The 18093-nt window shown below is 44.1% G+C and carries 9 protein-coding genes and 1 other annotated feature; all 9 genes read left to right on the top strand.

What is annotated here, in order from left to right:
• Positions 1–312: 312 nt before the first annotated feature.
• Positions 313–1365: a PTS sugar transporter subunit IIC gene (locus BLW39_RS04725; protein ID WP_242975642.1), complete on the top strand. Its 1053-nt coding sequence runs from the start codon at positions 313–315 to the stop codon at positions 1363–1365.
• Between the two features lie 287 nt (positions 1366–1652).
• On the top strand, positions 1653–2813 hold the full coding sequence (locus BLW39_RS04720; protein ID WP_409360010.1) for a PTS sugar transporter subunit IIC: 1161 nt from the start codon (positions 1653–1655) through the stop codon (positions 2811–2813).
• Between the two features lie 117 nt (positions 2814–2930).
• On the top strand, positions 2931–3446 hold the full coding sequence (locus BLW39_RS04715) for a TetR/AcrR family transcriptional regulator (protein WP_059378804.1): 516 nt from the start codon (positions 2931–2933) through the stop codon (positions 3444–3446).
• Between the two features lie 2 nt (positions 3447–3448).
• Positions 3449–4501 carry an FtsX-like permease family protein gene (locus BLW39_RS04710; protein WP_059378802.1) on the top strand — a complete coding sequence of 351 codons (1053 nt, stop codon included), beginning with the start codon at positions 3449–3451 and terminating at the stop codon, positions 4499–4501.
• 4 nt (positions 4502–4505) lie between these two features.
• Positions 4506–5183, top strand: a complete 678-nt coding sequence (locus BLW39_RS04705) for an ABC transporter ATP-binding protein (protein ID WP_059378801.1) — start codon at positions 4506–4508, stop codon at positions 5181–5183.
• 377 nt (positions 5184–5560) lie between these two features.
• Positions 5561–6541, top strand: a complete 981-nt coding sequence (locus BLW39_RS04700; protein WP_059378799.1) for a hypothetical protein — start codon at positions 5561–5563, stop codon at positions 6539–6541.
• A 46-nt stretch (positions 6542–6587) separates the two neighbouring features.
• Positions 6588–15272: a hypothetical protein gene (locus BLW39_RS04695; protein WP_059378797.1), complete on the top strand. Its 8685-nt coding sequence runs from the start codon at positions 6588–6590 to the stop codon at positions 15270–15272.
• A gap of 330 nt (positions 15273–15602) precedes the next feature.
• Positions 15603–15831 (top strand) — a binding site (T-box leader).
• 60 nt (positions 15832–15891) lie between these two features.
• Positions 15892–17352 carry an ABC transporter substrate-binding protein/permease gene (locus BLW39_RS04690; RefSeq protein WP_059378795.1) on the top strand — a complete coding sequence of 487 codons (1461 nt, stop codon included), beginning with the start codon at positions 15892–15894 and terminating at the stop codon, positions 17350–17352.
• A complete protein-coding gene (locus tag BLW39_RS04685) occupies positions 17345–18091 on the top strand; it encodes an amino acid ABC transporter ATP-binding protein (protein ID WP_059378789.1) in 747 nt (248 codons plus the stop codon). Before BLW39_RS04690 ends, BLW39_RS04685 begins: the two co-directional genes overlap by 8 nt.
• Positions 18092–18093: the final 2 nt, after the last annotated feature.

The raw sequence follows: 18093 nt of genomic DNA, 5'->3' as shown, positions 1-18093 counted from the left end.
AAGAATATCAAAATGAATCAAAATCAAATCGTCTCAACTCAATCTGCGTTGTTGCTCAACTTGCTTAGCTTGTCCTAGTAAGTTGATTATTTGAGTTGTCAGCTACTAGGAGGGAATCTTCTAGTAGCTGGGTCACAGGAAAAGGTCCTGACAGTTACTAAACTGTCAGGGCCTTTTTTATTTAGGAGAAGAGGGAAACGTATGGATATTAGTCGTCAATCAGGAATTGAAGAAGACATTCAGGACTTCGAAAAAGCGGAGCCAAACATTGTTAACCAGGGAGCTGGTCAAGAAAAAGAAACCGTTAAAGAAATGGTTTATAACGTGAGTGCGGCGGTTTCAAACGCCATCTTGGTGACGTTGGGAATGGGCTTGTTGCTGCAAACAATCGCGGGCTTCATTCATTGGGCACCAATGATTCAGTTGGGAGCGATTACTAAAATTATCTTGCCAGCAGCCTTTGGTGCGGCGATTGCCTCACAATTGAAGACGAATACGATGGTCATGTTCTCAGCGATGGCGGCCTCAACAGTCGGAGCCAACGCCGTCTTCTTCACAACATCTGCGATGAAGATTTCGACTGTGACCGGCTTTGCCAGCACACAGGCCGTCGGATCGGCTGTGATCACAACGGGGCAACCAATTTCAGCCGTCTTGGCTGGTTTGGTTGCGGTCTTGTTTGGTAAGTGGCTGTCAGGTAAGACGCCTTTGGATATGGTGATTGTGCCGGCTTTGACCACGATTGTTGGAACGGTTTCAGGTTACTACCTTGCTATCGTTACCACGCCAATCTTGATTAAGATGGGCGAAATGATCACTTCAAGTATTGCCATTAACCCAATTATTGGAACAGCCTGTGTCGCCATGGTCTTTGGTGCGATGACGATGACTCCCGCTTCAGCCGCTGCCTTGGCGGTTGCCATTGGGGCTACTGGTGTTAGTTCACCCGAAGCTGCTGGTGCCATTTTGATTGGAACTACCGCTGTCTTTGTTTCTTATCCAGCAATGTCATTCCACGAAAACAAGATTGGGGCAACGATTGCTCAAGGAATCGTCACGCCAAAAATTCAGTTCCCAAATATTATTAAAAACCCAATGCTTTTGATTCCACCAATGGTTGGGGCGGCGATTGCTGCACCAATTGCCACAATAATGTTCCATATTTCAGTGCCATTTGCCATGGCCGGAATTGGTTTCAACTCGTTCATTGTGCCATTAGCATTGTTTGGTAAGGGCTTTGGCGTCTTCGCAGCTTACATGATTTTTGGAGTGGCGGTACCGGCTATTACCTCATTTATTATTTACCGCATCATGCGCAAGATTGGCTGGATCAAAGCCGGTCAAACTCATTTGGAAATGGTTTAAGATAAAAATGAGAGTTGACTAATCTTTTTCTCATGATATAATAAATTTAACCATTAAGAAAAAAACCGAAAGAGAGGGTGAACATCATGAATAAGTTAATGCAAATGAACCAAGCCCAATCTCAAATTATTATTATCAGCTTACAAACAAATTAACTAGTAAGTTGGTTTTTGATTGTGCCGGTTACTAGGAATCTAGTAGCTGGTGTTAAAGAAGTCCTAACGCTTAGCGTTAGGACTTTTTTTATTTGAGCTTTCGGCTGGAGAGATAGTTAAAGGAGAAAGATTATGGATGCACAAGTACCACGAGATGAAATGGAGGAGGCGGTCGCTGATTTTGAAAAATCAGAACAAGCCGTTGAATCACAACCAAAAGACCACGAAACATTGAAGGAAAAGGTCTATAACGTTAGTGCCGCAATTTCAAATGCCATCTTAGTAACGCTGGGAATGGGCTTTTTGATGCAATCCGTTGGTGGCTTGGTGCATTGGGCCCCGCTGGTTCAGCTTGGTCTGATTGCCAAGGTGATGTTGCCAGCAGCCTTTGGGGTTGCGATTGCTTCCCAATTAAAGACCAATACAATGGTCATGTTTTCAGCGATGGCTGCCGCAACGGTTGGGGCTAATGCCGCTTTCTTCACGACTTCAACAATGAAGTTAGAGACGGTGACGGGTTTTGCCAGCGTACAGGCACCGGGATCAATTGTGCTGACCACTGGTCAACCAATTTCGGCCGTGATGGCCGGTTTGGTTGCCGTGTTATTTGGTAAGTGGTTAACCGGTAAAACGCCGCTCGATATGATTATCGTGCCAGCGTTAACGACTTTGGTGGGAACCGTTTCAGGTTACTACTTGGCCCGGGTTACGACCCCATTGCTGGTTGGAATGGGTAAGGGAATTGCTGCAACGGTTAATTGGAGCCCAGTCCTCGGAACGGCGTTGGTAGCAATGTTGTTTGCCGTCTTCTTGATGACCCCAGCTTCTTCAGCTGCTTTGGCGGTTGCCATCGGTGCGACCGGTGTTAGTTCACCAATGGGAGCAGGAGCAATGTTGGTTGGTACGGCAGCAATGTTTGCTGCTTACCCAGCAATGTCTTTCCATGAAAACAAGCCAGGAACGTTTATTGCCCAAGCATTCGTTACGCCAAAGATTCAATTCCCAAATTTGGTCCGCAACCCATGGCTCTTTTTGCCACCAGTTGTTTCGGCGTCCGTTTGTGCACCGCTTGCTGCCGTTGTCTTCCATTTGACGGTGCCATTCTCCTTGGCAGGAATGGGCTTGACCTCTTTGATCGTGCCACTTGACTTGGCCAGCAAGAACCCAGCAATGTTGGGCACCTTCTTAGTCTTTGGTGTTTTGTTGCCAGCACTGATGTCATTTGTGATGTACCGTGTTTTGCTCAAGATGGGGCTTGTTCAGGCTGGACAAACACACTTGGATGTTATCTAATCGTTATCAAAAATCCCGCTTGGGATTTTTTTATTGGACAAAAGTTGACACAGTGTCATAAAGTGTTAAAGTATTCGTTGAGGAAATGACACAGTGTCATTTTGAAGGAGAAAAGCAATGCCAAAACAAACGTTCTTGAATTTAAATCCAGCTAAGCAGGAAAAGATTGCAAAAATTTTGCTCGATGAATTCTCAGCCAATTCGCTTTTGGATGCAAATGTGAACCGAATCGTGAAGGCCGCCGGCATCGCGCGCGGATCTTTTTATACTTATTTTGAAGATCTTGACGACGCCTACCGTTATAGCTTGGGCCAAGTTATGAAAAGTATTCATGGCAGCTTAGCGGCCACAAATCCATACCAAGCCACGATTAACTTTATTGAGACAGTTCAAGATAATCCATACTACAACTTTTTGAGCAATTACTATGTGGTTGATGAAGCCATTTTAGAGGCTCACCATCGTGAACAAAATGGGTTAGACGTGGCGCAAGCCCAGGCAGATGTACCCAAATGGCTTGCTGAAGTCGCGGTTCATCACCTGATTCGGCAATATTTCATGGCACCGGCAGAAAAGGAACAGATTCTGCAGCTGCTGGCAGCACTCAATGAGTGGCAAACAAACGAGGCATAAAGATGTTTTTAGCACTACACGAAATTAAAAAAGAAAAGTTACGTTATGGCCTAGTGATTGCCGTCATCATGATGATTGCTTACCTGATTTTTATCCTGAGTTCGTTAGCCTTGGGCCTGGCTAATGAGAATACGGCTGCGGTGAATAGTTGGCAAAGTCAGTCGGTGGTAATGAGCAAGGATGCAAACGGCGACTTGAGCCAGTCGTTGCTGACTCAGGCGGATGTTAACAAAGTTGGGGATAAGCAGGCTGATTTGCTCGCCTTAACCCCAGGCATTTTAAAGCATGGTTCGACACGGGATTCCGCCATGTTTGTCGGCGTTGATCAGACGGCGCAGGTAAGCAAAACAATCAAGCTCAGTCAGGGACGCCTGTGGCAAAAGCCAACCGAAGTGGTCGTCTCCTCAAAGTTGGCGGACCAAGGCGTTCGATTAGGCCAGCAAATTACAGTTGGCTTGAGTCAACAGAAGCTAACGGTTGTCGGCTTTGCTAAAAATGCGGAATACAATATGGCTCCGATTGTTTATGGTGACCGTTCCCAATGGTCAGCCATCAAAGGGGTCACGAACAGCTTTGTTGGCTCTGGTTTAGTCAGTCAAAAACAATTAAAGACGCAGCAATCCGGTTTACAAGTCTATAGTAAGGCAGCGCTTTTCGACAAAATGCCGGGATACAGTGCGCAGAATAAGACCTTTGTCTTTATGATTGCCTTTTTGATTATCATTTCGATTGTGATTGTTGCGATTTTCCTTTACATTTTGACCGTACAAAAGATGGAAAACTTTGCCGTCTTGCGGGCCCAGGGGATTCCAAGTTCGTATTTGATTTTAAATACTTTGGTCCAAACGATTGTGATGATGGTTGTTGCCGTTGTGATTAGCATGGCCTTGGCCCTTGGCACCAGTGCGATCATTCCGGCCGCCGTGCCAATGTACTTTGACTTTACCCTAATTGGGTTAACTGGCTTGGCGTTGGTGGTCATGGGGATGATTGGTGCCATTATTCCAATGCGAATTATTGCTAAAATTGACCCAGTCACGGTGATTGGAGGGTAATCGAATGGAAAGTTTGGAATTAAAAGAAATAAATAAGACGTTTGGTAGTCAAACCAACCTAGTTCATGCCCTAAAAGACGTTAATTTTTCCGCGCAAAGTGGTCAACTAACCTTAATTTTGGGCCCTTCGGGCTCAGGGAAAAGTACCTTATTGACAATTTTAGGCGGTTTGCAACGGCCAACGAGTGGGGATGTCAGTATTAATGGAAAAAACATCAACCGCTTAACTAGTAAGGAAGCGGACAATTTCCGCCTGAATCATATTGGTTTTGTGCTCCAATCCTATAATTTGGTGCCATATTTAACCGTTGCTGAACAATTTGCCTTAGTTAATAAGGTAAAGAGGTCCGGTAATTTGGACCAAACAGTCTTTGACAGCTACCTTGATCGGTTGGGGATTACCCAACTATTAGCAAAATATCCTGGCGAATTATCCGGTGGTCAAACGCAGCGAGTGGCGATTGCGCGGGCATTATATACGAATCCGGACTTCATCCTGGCGGATGAACCGACTGCAGCGCTTGATAGTCATCGAGTTGATGAAGTGGGGCAATTATTTAAAGATATCGCAGTGCAAGAGGATAAAGCGGTGGTGGTGGTCACCCATGATTTACGGTTGAAAAATTACGCAGATAAAATTTATCAACTGGTCGATGGTCAGATTAATATTTCAGAACTGTAACATAAACAACGTTTAACCAATAGGCAATCTAAAGTAAAAACGAGCGAAATTTCGCCCGTTTTTACTTTTTTTATTCTAAAAAAGCCTCTATTAGTCTACTTTCACGATAAAAACATAATATTTTTTAAAAATAGCAAAAAGACGAAAAAATTTTTTTGATTAGAACGGTTAACACGTGTCACAATATAGACACAATGTGAATTAATTGTGTGATGTTTAAGTCTTAAATTAATTTTCACGAAAAAAATATTGGCTTTTCGTCTTTAAAGTCAATCTAATCCAACATAATCAAGTTTATGTGATGTAGGGGTGTCAAAATTACATAATAACTGTCATTTATGAGTAATAGCTGACAGAAAAAGGAGCAGGTGGACACAATGTTATACAACAAGAATAATCTTCGCAAAGTTGAGGATAAGAAGGTTCTACGGAAGGTAAAGCGCCAATGGGTTGTTATGTCATTGGCTAGTTTTGCGTTCATTGGTGGAATGGGCGCCGTCCAACAGGTATCGCGGGTATCTGCTGATGTTACTCCGGCGGCAACTCAAACAAGCGGAACGAGCGGAACAACTGGAACGGGTTCCAACAGTAGCTCGTCAGGGAATACTGCGTCGGTAGGAGCGGATTCGTCTAATACAACAAGTAACGGGACGTCAGCTGGTACGACAAGCAATGGAACGTCAGCTAATACAGCAAGTAATGCAACGCCAACTGTAGCTGATACACCCGCAAACTACCAGGCACAGATTACTCAAGGACAGCAGGATGCCTATGCAGGGAAGGCAAGTGCAGCTTCCTCACTGTCTGGTCGTGCAGCAGATTATTACACTGCCGCTTATAACGGTGCCAAGGCAGCCATGGCTGCCTATAACACTGCAACCCAAAATAAGGGTGCTGGAACACAGGATTACACTTACTATGGTAATACTGCATCTAAAAAAGATGATAACGGCAATACTTATACACCTGCACAACAGAACCCGTCTGATGGTTCACAACAGTATGGAAGCGCCGATGACCCAAACCAAGGTGGGGCAAATGATCCAAAATCTGCCTCAACCAGCTCTAGTCAATACGAGCAAAATTTAAACAATAAGTTTAATAGCGCGAATAACGTTTCTGTTAAAGGAAATTCAGCCAATGCAGCTTTGAACATTCCAACGAGTAGTGATTCAACAGTAACAAGTGCACGTTCGGCATACACAAATGATGCTAATTTAGCGTCAGCATTTGATACTGGTGTTAACAACACCTTTGCTCAATATGGGCAGCAAGATGCTGAAAGTGGTAAATGGCGCGGGGTCGTAGCGGGTAACTCAACGCCACAAGACTGGTATTTAACTACACACAACTGCTGATACTACTAATGCGTATGATCAGGCCTATCGTGGTGCGGTTGCTGCCATGAATGCTTATTTTGATAAGAATAATAATTATCAAGGAATAAAGTCAGTACAACAATCAACAACTGGATCAGCTTACTATCAGCAAGGATTTAATGATGTTGTTTTTCAGGCCGCTCAGGGAATTGCTTATGTTCAAAACGGATATCAATACGTTTCAGTTTTGACAGGAAATACAAATACTTCGACTGGTGGTAACGTTGCTTCCGGTGTTAACACAATTCGCCTAGCAAGCGATATTGATTTAACGGGTGCAGGTAACACTGAGAATAATTTGAATGTTAGCACAAATACAAGTACATTCACGATTGACGGTCAAAACCATTTGATGGATACCCATGGAAACGGTTATATTATTGGCGGATCATTAAGTAATTTGTATGTGCAAAATTTCCAGACTATTTACGGTTATAACTATTTTGGTCCCTTCCGCGGGCAAAATGGATCAACGGTACACTTTGGTAATTTGAATTACGTTGGTCCTCAGTTATTGAGTTCATACAATAACGATGCTTATTTCTTTGGTAACGTTAATGTTGTGGCACCTATCAACAACAATGCATCTTATACTTCACCGTTCCAATCAAATGTTGTCGTTGAAGGTAATGGAAACCAAGAAAACCTTGAAGTTAAAAACCTTGTTTTGCAAGCTGGTGCTCATTACTTTGGAGCAACCGCATATGTATCTGGTGGTACAAATATTGTTGTCCAGGGTAATTTGACCATGGATGTCGGTTCAAAAATGACCTTGGTTTCACGTGGTAATGGAACGGGTGCAACTTCTCCAGATTCTTCAAGCTTCGGTATTTATTTGCAAAATGGTGGTGATTTAAACATTAAAAAGAATGCCACTTTGAACATCATCCCAGCTTCGTTTAAGGGCAATAGCCAGGTTCTGGGTGGTGCCGTATATGCTGATGGAAGTTCAAGCCTTAATATTGATGGTGGTTCCCTTAACTTCGAAGGATACCAAGGTACCATTAGTTTTTATAATCAGCCAATTGACTTGAAGGGGCAAAGTTCGATTAATGTTATTAATGGTGGTTTGCTACAAGTTTTGGCGGATAGTATTCCAGCAAATGTGAACGGCGTATCTAATAATGCAAAATCATTTTCTGGTTTCATTAATAATAATAATTCGAGTGCCACCTTTAATATTGGTTCTAAAGGTAGTTTGAATGTGGGAAGCACTAATTCCGATTCAAATACTAGTACGCTCTACTATGGTCCTATTAACATTAACTCTGTTGGTGGAAACCACGTGATTTTCACGAAACCAAATTCGGCACCTTATTTTCAGACTAACGGAAATGGTATCAATGCCTACTCAGTTGCTATGACACTGCAAGGTCAAACAAAGCCGACCTATTTCTATAACTTTGTTTTGAAACCAAACACCATGAATTACACGGCCACAGATTTCTATGGTAATACGGTCAATGGAACTATTACAGGGAATGTCTTGGATTTGGCCAATGTGCCAGCTGTTCAAATTGTTGGCCCTCTAACGAAAACCACGAACGCTGATGGAAGCACTAAAGTGACCGCTAACATTAAGGTTTCAAATTATAACCAAATTCCGGGTCAAAAAATTTATGTGGGTGTTGGTTCTAATAGTGGAACGGCATCGGACTATTCTGGTTTGAATCAAGTTAAGGGACAAAACTTGGCAAGTGTTGATGCAAATGGAAATGCTACTGCTGATCCAAATGTATATACAACGAGTGTTTCATTACCAGACGGCTATAGTGGTGGACTTTTCCAAGTCAGTTATGATTTGCCAACAGGGTCATCAGTGGATAGTGTTGGAATGCGTTTCCACTACGGTGTGAACACAGTTAATACAATTTTGACGCCAAAGGGATATAAGACAACCGTTGAAGCCTATAGTGGTGCGTCTAATAATAAAGTATCGCGAACTACATCTGGAGATGTAGTTTCTGCCAATGGTGACACTGGTTTAGTTGCTAAGGGTCTTCAAGATGCTAAGGCTGATATGCAAAATCAAAATACGGCCGCTCACGATGCAGAAGACTTTAATACTAAGACGGATCCTGGATATCAAGCTAGTTACGAAAGTGCTAAAGCTGGGTATCAAGCCTTTGTTAATAATCCGGGACAGGATTACACCAAGACAGATGCCTATCAAAATAGCGATAGTCCGGATGCCTTTAAACAAGGGTATGAACAAGCAGCCACTGCGGCTGCGATAAGTGACGCACAAAAGAATGTTACAAATCAAGCGGCTTATAACAACACTGCAAATACTGCTTATAAACAAGCGCATGATGACTATACACACGCATATCAGGATGAACTAAATAATCCTGGTAAAACAGCGCCTGCCGGCTCGTCTGCGGCAGCAACACAAGCTTATTCAGATGCACTGGGTGCCGCTACTTTTGTTGCTGATGAACAAGCAGGAACCATTAAGGGATCAAAGTATGCCAGTTTGAACTCTTCGCAACAGGCTGCTTATAATGATGCTTATAAGGGTTACCAACAGGCGGGAAGTGTCAAGCCTACTGCCGATAATCCTGATACTAATCCTTCGTTGGCTGAGACAGCCGGATTTGACTATGGACAATCATTGATTAACGGTGGTTATTCAAAGACACGTCCTACTGATGCAGATGCTACCGCTGCCAATCATATGAACAACTTGACTGCCGCTCAAATTGGTTGGGATACCGCACAAGCAGCGATTAAAACTGCAAATGCTAACTATAAAGCAAACCCATCAAGTGCCGAAGTTACAGCAACTGACCCAAGTAAACTATCAACTGATAGTGGAACTACTGGTGTGAAGGATGTAACCTTTAATCAATACGTCAAGTTTGGTGCTTATACTGCTTTAAAGCAGCAATCAGATAATGGCTTGAACCAATATGAAGAAGTTGGTTATACACCAGCTGCTACCACAGCCTCTTATCAGGCTGGGTTGCAAGCTTATAAAAATAATCCTAGTGCGACGACACCGGCACCAACTGGTATTTCAGCTCAGTCAGATGCTGGTAAGGCCGCCTTTGCCAAAGGATATCAGGCAGCACAGGATGCAGCTGCGCAAGGTGTGCAAAACTTTAAAAATGGTACACCTAATGTAACTGGCACAGATGATGCTTCGCAAATCACTAACCAGGCTAGCCAAGATGCAAGTAATGGATTTAATGATGCGAATGGTAATAAACCAGCGGCTTATCCAAATAACCCATCCTATATGGCAGGTTACAACGCAGCAAAATCAGCACAACAAGCAGCTGCTGATGATAAAGCGGGAAATACAAGTCAACAAAGTGGAACCCCAGATTCAGCAGAATATACGAATGCTAAGACGGCCTATGATGCTGCGATTGCTGCTGCGAAAAATGGTAATACAACGCCATCAACATCATCTGACCCAGTTTACAAGCAGGCTTACAATCAAGCATTGAACGATATCGCTGCCGCTAAACAAGCAGCCATTACAAACGCCATAGCAAATCACGGACAAGCAGATAGTAATAATACAACCTACGCTGGTAATCCAACTATTCAGCAAATTGCTCAACAAGCCTATGCCACTGCCCAAAAGGCATACACTGACACAGTTAATGGCAATGCTCCAACAACACCAACAGCTGATCAGTCAGCTGCTGTTACAGCAGCTACACAGGCTTTGAATTATGCAAAGGATGCTGAAGCGGGGAATGCCGCCACATCAACTGCTCAACCAACTACTACCGAAAAAGCTGTTGTTGATAAGCAAGTGGCGGATGCCCAAGCTGCCTTTAATAGTGATCCTGGCGCTTCCGACACCTTGAATTCAAACGATCCGTTGGCTAATAGTGTTTATAAGCAAACAATGGACACCTTGAAAAACAAGTATCAGCAAGGTGTAAATGATGCCGCTCAAGCACAAACAGAGCCTTCATCGGATTCATCGGATTCAGCAGCTAATAAGGGTTATCAGGACTTCATCAATGGGTTGAATTCTAAGGTAAATGGACCAGCACTGACAACGCCGAATACAGGTGAAACAGCCGGAATCAATGCCTATAATTCTTTCAGTAAGGGATATGAAGCAGCTGAAGTTACAACTTCTACTCCAAGTACTAGTACTGATCCTATCCAAAATAAAGTTCAAACTGCTGCAACAAAGGGATTCCAAGATGCTCAAAGTGGTAAAACAACTGATACAAGTAGTTGGGATCCAATCTCAAAAATGGCCTATGATAAGGCTCAATCAGATTATAAGAATGCACAAGCCAACGGAGTTCAAGACTTTTTGACGGGACAGCAGGTGCGAGGCGATAATACCTATACTGGTCCGAATGAAAAAATCGGACATGATGGTGCTCAAAATGGTTATGACACAGCCGAAAAGGGATTCGCGGCTGGATCAAGTTCTACACCGTTAACAGATGACGAAAAGAATGATAAGAACTTTATGGCTGGGTACAATGCAGCGCAGTCAGCTAAATTAGCGGAACAGGATGCGGAAAACAATAATACAAGTCCAACGGGTTCTACAGATACAACAACAAATCCAGATGCTGCATCTTATGCTAATGCTAAGCAGGCCTATGCAGATGCTGTAAAAGCTGCTGCAGCGGCAAGCCCCATTGGAAGTGCTGCACAATCAACCGCAAATGGTCCTGTTTACAATGCTGCCTATAACAAGGCGTTAGCTGACATGAATGCTGCTAGTGCAGCCGGAATTCAAGCTGCGCAAAATGGCGGCAGTGCAACGCCATCTGCAGCATATTCTAATTCAGATGCTAGCAAAGCTGCCTACATTCAAGGCTATAACGCTGTCAAAAACGCTGAAAATGCTGGTATTCAAAACTTTAAAAACGGTACTGGGCATGTAAATGGTACGGATGCCGTATCACAAGCTACTAATGATGCTTATGATAAGGCACAACAAGGCTTCACTGATGGTGCTGCTGGTACGGCAGCAACATCAAATGACCCAGCTTATAAAGCTGGTCATGATGCTGGTGATTCAACTAAGCAGGCGATTGCTGATTCTAAGAGTGGTACTACTACTCCTGCTACACCAGCTGATTCAGCAGCTTACAACGATGCTAAGAAGGCCTATGCAGATGGTGCAGCCGCCGCTGCTGCCGCAGTAAAAGCAGGAACAACCCCAACAGAATCACAGTCAAACGATCCTGTTTACAAAGCAGCTTATAACCAGGCCTTGGCGGACGCCACTGCTGCTCAAAACAACGCTATCCAGGATGCAGACAATAATCATGGTAAGGACCCCGCTTCAACAACGACCCCAACAAACGCTGCTCAACAATCTGGTAGCGATACTGCAGCTAAAGATAAGGCTTATGCCGATGCCCAGGTTGATGGAACAGCATCAAGCTCAACCCCAACGGTCTCATCAGATAAGCAAACAGCGGTAGCTAATGCTATTCAGGCTGCGAAGGACGCTGTCGCCGCTGATCCATCTGCAAGCGACACAATCCCAGCCAATAGTTCATTAGCAAACGATCCATTGGCCGCTTATACGTATACGAAAGCTGTTGATAAGGCTAAGAGTGATTATCAAAAGGGTATTGCTGAAGCTAAGGCCGGAACGCAGGTCCCTGATACAGCAAGTGATGCTGAAATGAAGGGTGCACAAGACTTTACCACTGGCTTCAACAATGGTAATGGGGCAACAAACCTTACTACTCCAAATGCTGGTCAAAAAGCTGGAATTGATGCCGCTACATCGATGAACCAAGGTTATGAAGACGCTGAGAATAATAAAGATGACAGCAATGTTTCTGATCCTATTCAAAAGGAAGCGGCCACTTATGCAAAGCAAGCCTTCACGGATTACTCAGCTGGTGGAAATCCTATGTCGGATGCCCAAGTTAACGCTTTGGATCCAATTGCAAAAGCTGCCTATCTAAAGGCCAAGAATGCTATGCAAAATGGTGCGGCAAATGGTGCCCAGGAGTTCTTGGCCGGTAAGGCTGCTCCATCTGCTAATACAGTTACGGGTCAGGCGGAGTTAGCTGGTTATAATGCCGCTCAGAGCGGTTACGAAGCGGCTAAAGCCCAAGCTGCAGATCCTAATAACGCTCCATCGGCAGAACAATTAAATGATCCTAATTTCAAGGCTGGTTATGATGCTTATAACAACGGCCAAAAGGGATATAATGACACAACTGCTCCTACTTCGAGCGACCCTCAAGCTGAGCAAGACGGTTACAATGGTGCCGCAGCCGGTACCGCAGCCGGTATTGCTGGTCAAAAAGCTGACGTGTCAGGTAAGTCAAAGGCCTACCAAGATGCTTATAACAAGGCCTATGACCAAGCTACTAATGGATACAATGCAGGTTATGCAGCCGGTCTGAATAGTACAACTGCACCAACGGATGCCCAACAAAAAGATCCTAACTATATGAAGGGTTACCACGCTGGTCAATCAGCTAAGCAGGCTGTTGCCGATGAACAAAATGGTGCTACTACTCCAGCAACTACACCTTCCGATCAATCGACCTATGACAAAGCCAAGCAGGCATATGCCCAGGGTGTTGCTGACGCAACTACTGCCGAAAAGAATGGCACAACGCCAGCTCAATCACAGTCAACTGATCCTGTTTATCAAAAGGCTTATAACCAGGCTTTGACAGATGCAGCTGCTGCACAAGCTGCTGCTATCAAGGATGCAGATAATAATTCTGCTAAGGACCTTGATTCAACAGCTAAGCCATATTCTACAAATCCAGCTGTTCAGGCTTTGGCAAAGCAAGCTTATGCTGATGCACAAACTGGTTACAAGAACGTTTTGAATGGGTCAACAGCGACCCCGGCAAACGCTGCTCAAAAAGCAGGTAGTGATACTGCAACTGCAGATAAGGCTTATGCCGATGCTCAAGTTAACGGAACAGCATCAAGCTCAACACCAACGACCTCATCAGATAAGGAAGACGTAGTAGCCCAAGCTCTTAAGGCTGCGAAGGATGCTGTCGCCGCTAACCCAGGGGCAAACGATACTTTGCCGGCTGATAACCCATTAGCAAATAATCCATTGGCTGCTTACACATATAAGCAATATGTGGATAAGGTAACTGGTGCCTACCGGAATGGTATTGCTGAAGCTAAGGCCGGAACGCAGGTCCCTGATTCAGCAAGTGATGCTGAAAAGCAAGGTGCACAAGACTTTATCGCTGGCTTCAACAATGGTAATGGTGCGACAAACATTGCTACTCCAAATGCTGGCCAACAAGCTGGAATTGATGCCGCTAAGTCGGTGGCTCAAGGTGTTACAGACGCCAAGAATAATACGGACGATACTAACGCTTCTGATCCTATCCAGAAGGAAGCAGCCACTTATGAAAAGCAGGCCTATACGGACTACTCAGCTGGTGGAACTCCTTTGACGGATAGCCAAGTCAATGCTTTGGATCCAATTGCCAAGGCTGCTTATCTAAAGGCTAAAGCTGACGCTGCTACGACTGGTCAGAATGCATTTATCAATGGAACCGGTCGTCCTAATGATTCGACACCGGCTGGTGCAGCCGCAGCTGCAGCTTACGACAAGGCAAAGCAAGGTTACGAGGACGCCAAGTCTGGTCAGACTTCACCTAATGTTGATCCAAATGACCCATCATACAAGGCTGGAGAACAAGCCTATACTGATAGTCAAACCGGTTATAACAGTAAGAGTGAGCCATCTGCCGATGCTTCTCAACCAACTAAGGATGCCTACAGTGGTGCCAACAATGGGGCAGCCGATGCCGTCGCTGGTAAAGCGGTGCCAAGTGACTTAGCAAATAAGTCACAGGCTTACCAAGATGCCTACAACAAGGCATATAGTCAAGCTCAGGCCGGAATCGCTGCTGCGATTGCCAATACCACGCCAACGGACGCTCAAAAAGCTGATCCAAACTACATGGCTGGTTATAACGCAGCAAAGGCTGCTATCCAAAACGGTGGACAAACCTTCCTGAATGGTCAAAACCGTCCAGATGATTCAACACCTATGGGTAGAGCTGCAGCAGCTGGATATGACGCTTCAAAGAAGGGTTATGAGGATGCTGAAGCAGGTAGGACGCCAACGGCTGATGAAGTAAACAATCCTGCTTACCAAGTTGGAAAGAAAGCATACACGACGACAACCAATACTGCGCAAGCCGATGCGCTATCTGGTAATGGGCCTCAAGATGCTAATATGAACCCAGTTGATAAGGCAGCTTACGACCAAGCCTATAAGATGACAATCGACGGCTTCAACGATGGTAACAATGGTGCTTCTGAAGCATTCCCTAATGATCCAAACTATCAAAAGGGTTATGCAGCGGCACAAGCTATTCGCGCATTGTTCAACGATAAGAAGAACAATACCCAAACAGCCGTTACTGACCAGGCTGATTATGACTTGGCTGCTAAGGCTTATGAACAAGCGGTCGACGATGTTAAGAATGGTCGTCCAATGTCAGCAAATGACAAAAACCTTGTTTACGTCTTTGCTTATCAACAAGCTTATGAAATGTTGATGAAAGAAAAGCAAACGGTTACGCCAACAACTACACCAGCACAAGTTGAACCAACTGCTGCTGTCACAACAAGCAAAGAGTCTGGTTTGCCAGAAACAAGAGCATACAAGAACTTTGCATTTGATAATGGTATTCTTGCTGTCATCGCAGTAACAATCGCTGGATTGTTTGCAACGGCAAAGCGGAAGAAGGATGAAAAGTAAACAATTATCTTTGTAAAAAGATGGTTGTGATGAATTTCCCCTCATCATTATCGTTAATAATCATGGTCAAACATGATGGTTTGAACCTCAGGATTTGTCAAAAGACAGATTCTGGGGTTTTTACTTTGCAATCAAAAAGATTAAAATTTTCTGAATTATTTGTTTTAGATTAGAAAAATCTGCTTCTAAAAAATAAATCTCAAAAAAATATTGGCCGAACGATTCCCTTTAAATCAACCTTTTCGTCTGATTTTTCCATAAAATCAGCAGAAAAATACGAAAAGGGGGTTGCAAGATTAGGTGCTGGTGCTATAATTATTAAAAACTAATAATAAAACGTTAATTAGGAAGTAGTAATCCCCGTTTTGTAGCTCAGTGAAGTGTTGGTTGGTGTGAAACACGTGCAGGCGAAGATGAACGTCACCTAAAGTTGTATGCGATGAAAACCATACTGGGCGCTCCCATTACAGAGCTGACGATTTGAAGTTTAGATCGAAAAACGAGAGATACTCTTTTTGAGTATAAGTAAGGTGGTACCGCGTCCAAGAACGTCCTTTAGTCGAAAGACTAAAGGGCGTTTTTTTATTTATTAGTTGAATTTGGAAAAGAGGGAAAGAAGATGGGAAAGATGAAGATGTGGCTCAAGCAAGTGCTTGTAACCATTACGGTTTTGGTGGTGGCCGGGTTTGGAATGACCCAAGTCGCCCATGCGGATAGTTTACAAAAGATTAAGGATAAGGGTGTTTTGACGATTGCCACTTCACCAGATTATCCTCCTTACGAATTTCAGGTGAACCAAAATGGTTCTTCCAAGGATGTTGGAATGGACATTGACATCGCCAAGCAAATCGCCAAAGACTTGGGTGTGAAGTTAAAGATTAAGAACATGGACTTTAGTTCATTGCTTGTTGCCGTTGAAACTGGCAAGGTCGACATGGCCATTGGTGGAATCAACCCAACCGATGAACGTCGTCAAAGTGTTGACTTCTCAAATGTTTACTACAACGGTGGTCAAAGTTTTGTGATTAACAAGGCCGACGCTGCAAAGTATAAGAAGCGGAGTGATTTGCAAGGCTTGAAGATTGGTGCTCAAACCGGAACCTTGCAATATGATCTTGCCCAACAAAAGATTAGCGGTGCGACCGTTGTTGGAATGGACAAGACGCCAAACTTGATCTTCGCCTTGAAGACGAACAAAGTTGCTGCCGTTGGTATGGAAAAGCCAGTCGCTGAAGCCTACGTCAAGAATGACAAAGACTTGAAGATGATTGATTCAGGCTACGACTTGGACATTAACGAAACCGGAGCTGCTGTTGCCTTTGCAAAGGGTAACCCTGATTTGGTGGCTGCTGTTAACAAGTCAATCACTAAGATTCAAAAGAACGGCTGGATTGCTGGTTACATTAAGAACGCCGGAAAGCACATGTCAGAAAACACCGTTGATACTTCAATGTTGCGGTACTGGCACTACTTCTACAATGGTTTCTTGAACACAACCTTGATTGCCATTGTTTCAGTTGCCTTTGGAATTATTCTTGGAATTGTTTTGGCTTTGATGAAGATGTCAAAGTTCAAGTTGTTGAGCTGGCCTGCTATCTCATACATCGAAATCGTCCGTGGAACACCAATGATGGTTCAAATTCTCTTAGTTTACTTTGGACTTGGTGCTTTGATTAATTTGCCAGCCTTGACTGCCGGTATTATCGCTGTTTCTTTGAACTCAGGTGCTTACGTTGCTGAAATTATCCGTGGTGGAATTACCTCATTGGATAAGGGACAAAAGGAAGCCGCCAAGAGCCTTGGTTTGAGCCAAAAGGATGCGATGCGCTTTGTTATTTTGCCACAGGCCTTCAAGAACATCTGGCCAGCATTGGGTAATGAATTTATTTCAGTTATCAAGGAAAGTTCAATCGTTTCAATTATCGGTGTGACGGATTTGGTATATGAATTGAACATCGTTCGTGCCGATACTTACCGTGGAATTGCACCAATCGTCGTCGTGATGGTGATCTACTTCTTGATGACATTCATTTTGACACGGGGCTTGAACTACTTAGAAGGGAAGATGAACCATGACTAATCCAATTATTTCAGTAAAGCATTTGAAAAAAGATTTTGAACAAAACCATGTCCTCAAGGACATTAACGGCGACATTAACGCCGGCCAGGTAATCTGCATTATCGGCCCTTCCGGTTCTGGTAAAAGTACCCTATTGCGCTGCATTAACCAGTTGGAACGCCCAACCAGTGGTGTCGTCGACTTCAACGGCGTTGACCTAGTCCAGCAAACTGACCAGGAATTGGCCAAGTTGGGTGAACAAATTGGGGTGGTTTTCCAAAACTTTAACCTCTTTCCAAATATGTCGGTCCTAGCCAACCTAAAATTGGCACCAATGCGTGTTAAGGGACTATCGGATGAAGAAGCGACCAAGATTGCCATGAAGTATTTGACGAGTGTCGGCTTGGCCGATAAGGCCGAGGCCTTCCCAAACAGCTTGTCTGGTGGTCAAAAGCAGCGTGTCGCCATCGCCCGTGCGTTGGCAATGCAGCCAAAGGTGCTCTTCTTTGATGAACCAACTTCAGCTCTTGATCCTGAAAACGTCGGCGAAGTTTTGAAGGTTATGCAATCATTGGCCGATGGTCAGATGACGATGGTTGTGGTCACTCACGAAATGAACTTTGCCAAGAAGGTTGCCGACGAAATCTGGTTCATGGCTGATGGCGTTATCCAGGAAAAGAATACGCCAGCAGAACTCTTCAACAATCCACAAAATCCAAAGACGCAAGACTTTATCAGCAAGGTCCTTGTCGCTGACTAACC

It is taken from the genome of Fructobacillus pseudoficulneus (assembly GCF_900108455.1).
Classification (GTDB): domain Bacteria; phylum Bacillota; class Bacilli; order Lactobacillales; family Lactobacillaceae; genus Fructobacillus; species Fructobacillus pseudoficulneus.
The sequence above is the reverse complement of the archived record's forward strand: the minus strand, read 5'-3'. Positions and strand labels throughout refer to the sequence as shown.

Excerpts from the sequence above, each read along its gene's own strand:
- BLW39_RS04725 (WP_242975642.1), top strand. The coding sequence starts at position 313 with ATGGTTTATAACGTGAGTGCGGCGGTTTCAAACGCCATCTTGGTGACG.
- BLW39_RS04720 (WP_409360010.1), top strand. The coding sequence starts at position 1,653 with ATGGATGCACAAGTACCACGAGATGAAATGGAGGAGGCGGTCGCTGAT.
- BLW39_RS04715 (WP_059378804.1), top strand. The coding sequence starts at position 2,931 with ATGCCAAAACAAACGTTCTTGAATTTAAATCCAGCTAAGCAGGAAAAG.
- BLW39_RS04710 (WP_059378802.1), top strand. The coding sequence starts at position 3,449 with ATGTTTTTAGCACTACACGAAATTAAAAAAGAAAAGTTACGTTATGGC.
- BLW39_RS04705 (WP_059378801.1), top strand. The coding sequence starts at position 4,506 with ATGGAAAGTTTGGAATTAAAAGAAATAAATAAGACGTTTGGTAGTCAA.
- BLW39_RS04700 (WP_059378799.1), top strand. The coding sequence starts at position 5,561 with ATGTTATACAACAAGAATAATCTTCGCAAAGTTGAGGATAAGAAGGTT.
- BLW39_RS04695 (WP_059378797.1), top strand. The coding sequence starts at position 6,588 with ATGAATGCTTATTTTGATAAGAATAATAATTATCAAGGAATAAAGTCA.
- BLW39_RS04690 (WP_059378795.1), top strand. The coding sequence starts at position 15,892 with ATGGGAAAGATGAAGATGTGGCTCAAGCAAGTGCTTGTAACCATTACG.
- BLW39_RS04685 (WP_059378789.1), top strand. The coding sequence starts at position 17,345 with ATGACTAATCCAATTATTTCAGTAAAGCATTTGAAAAAAGATTTTGAA.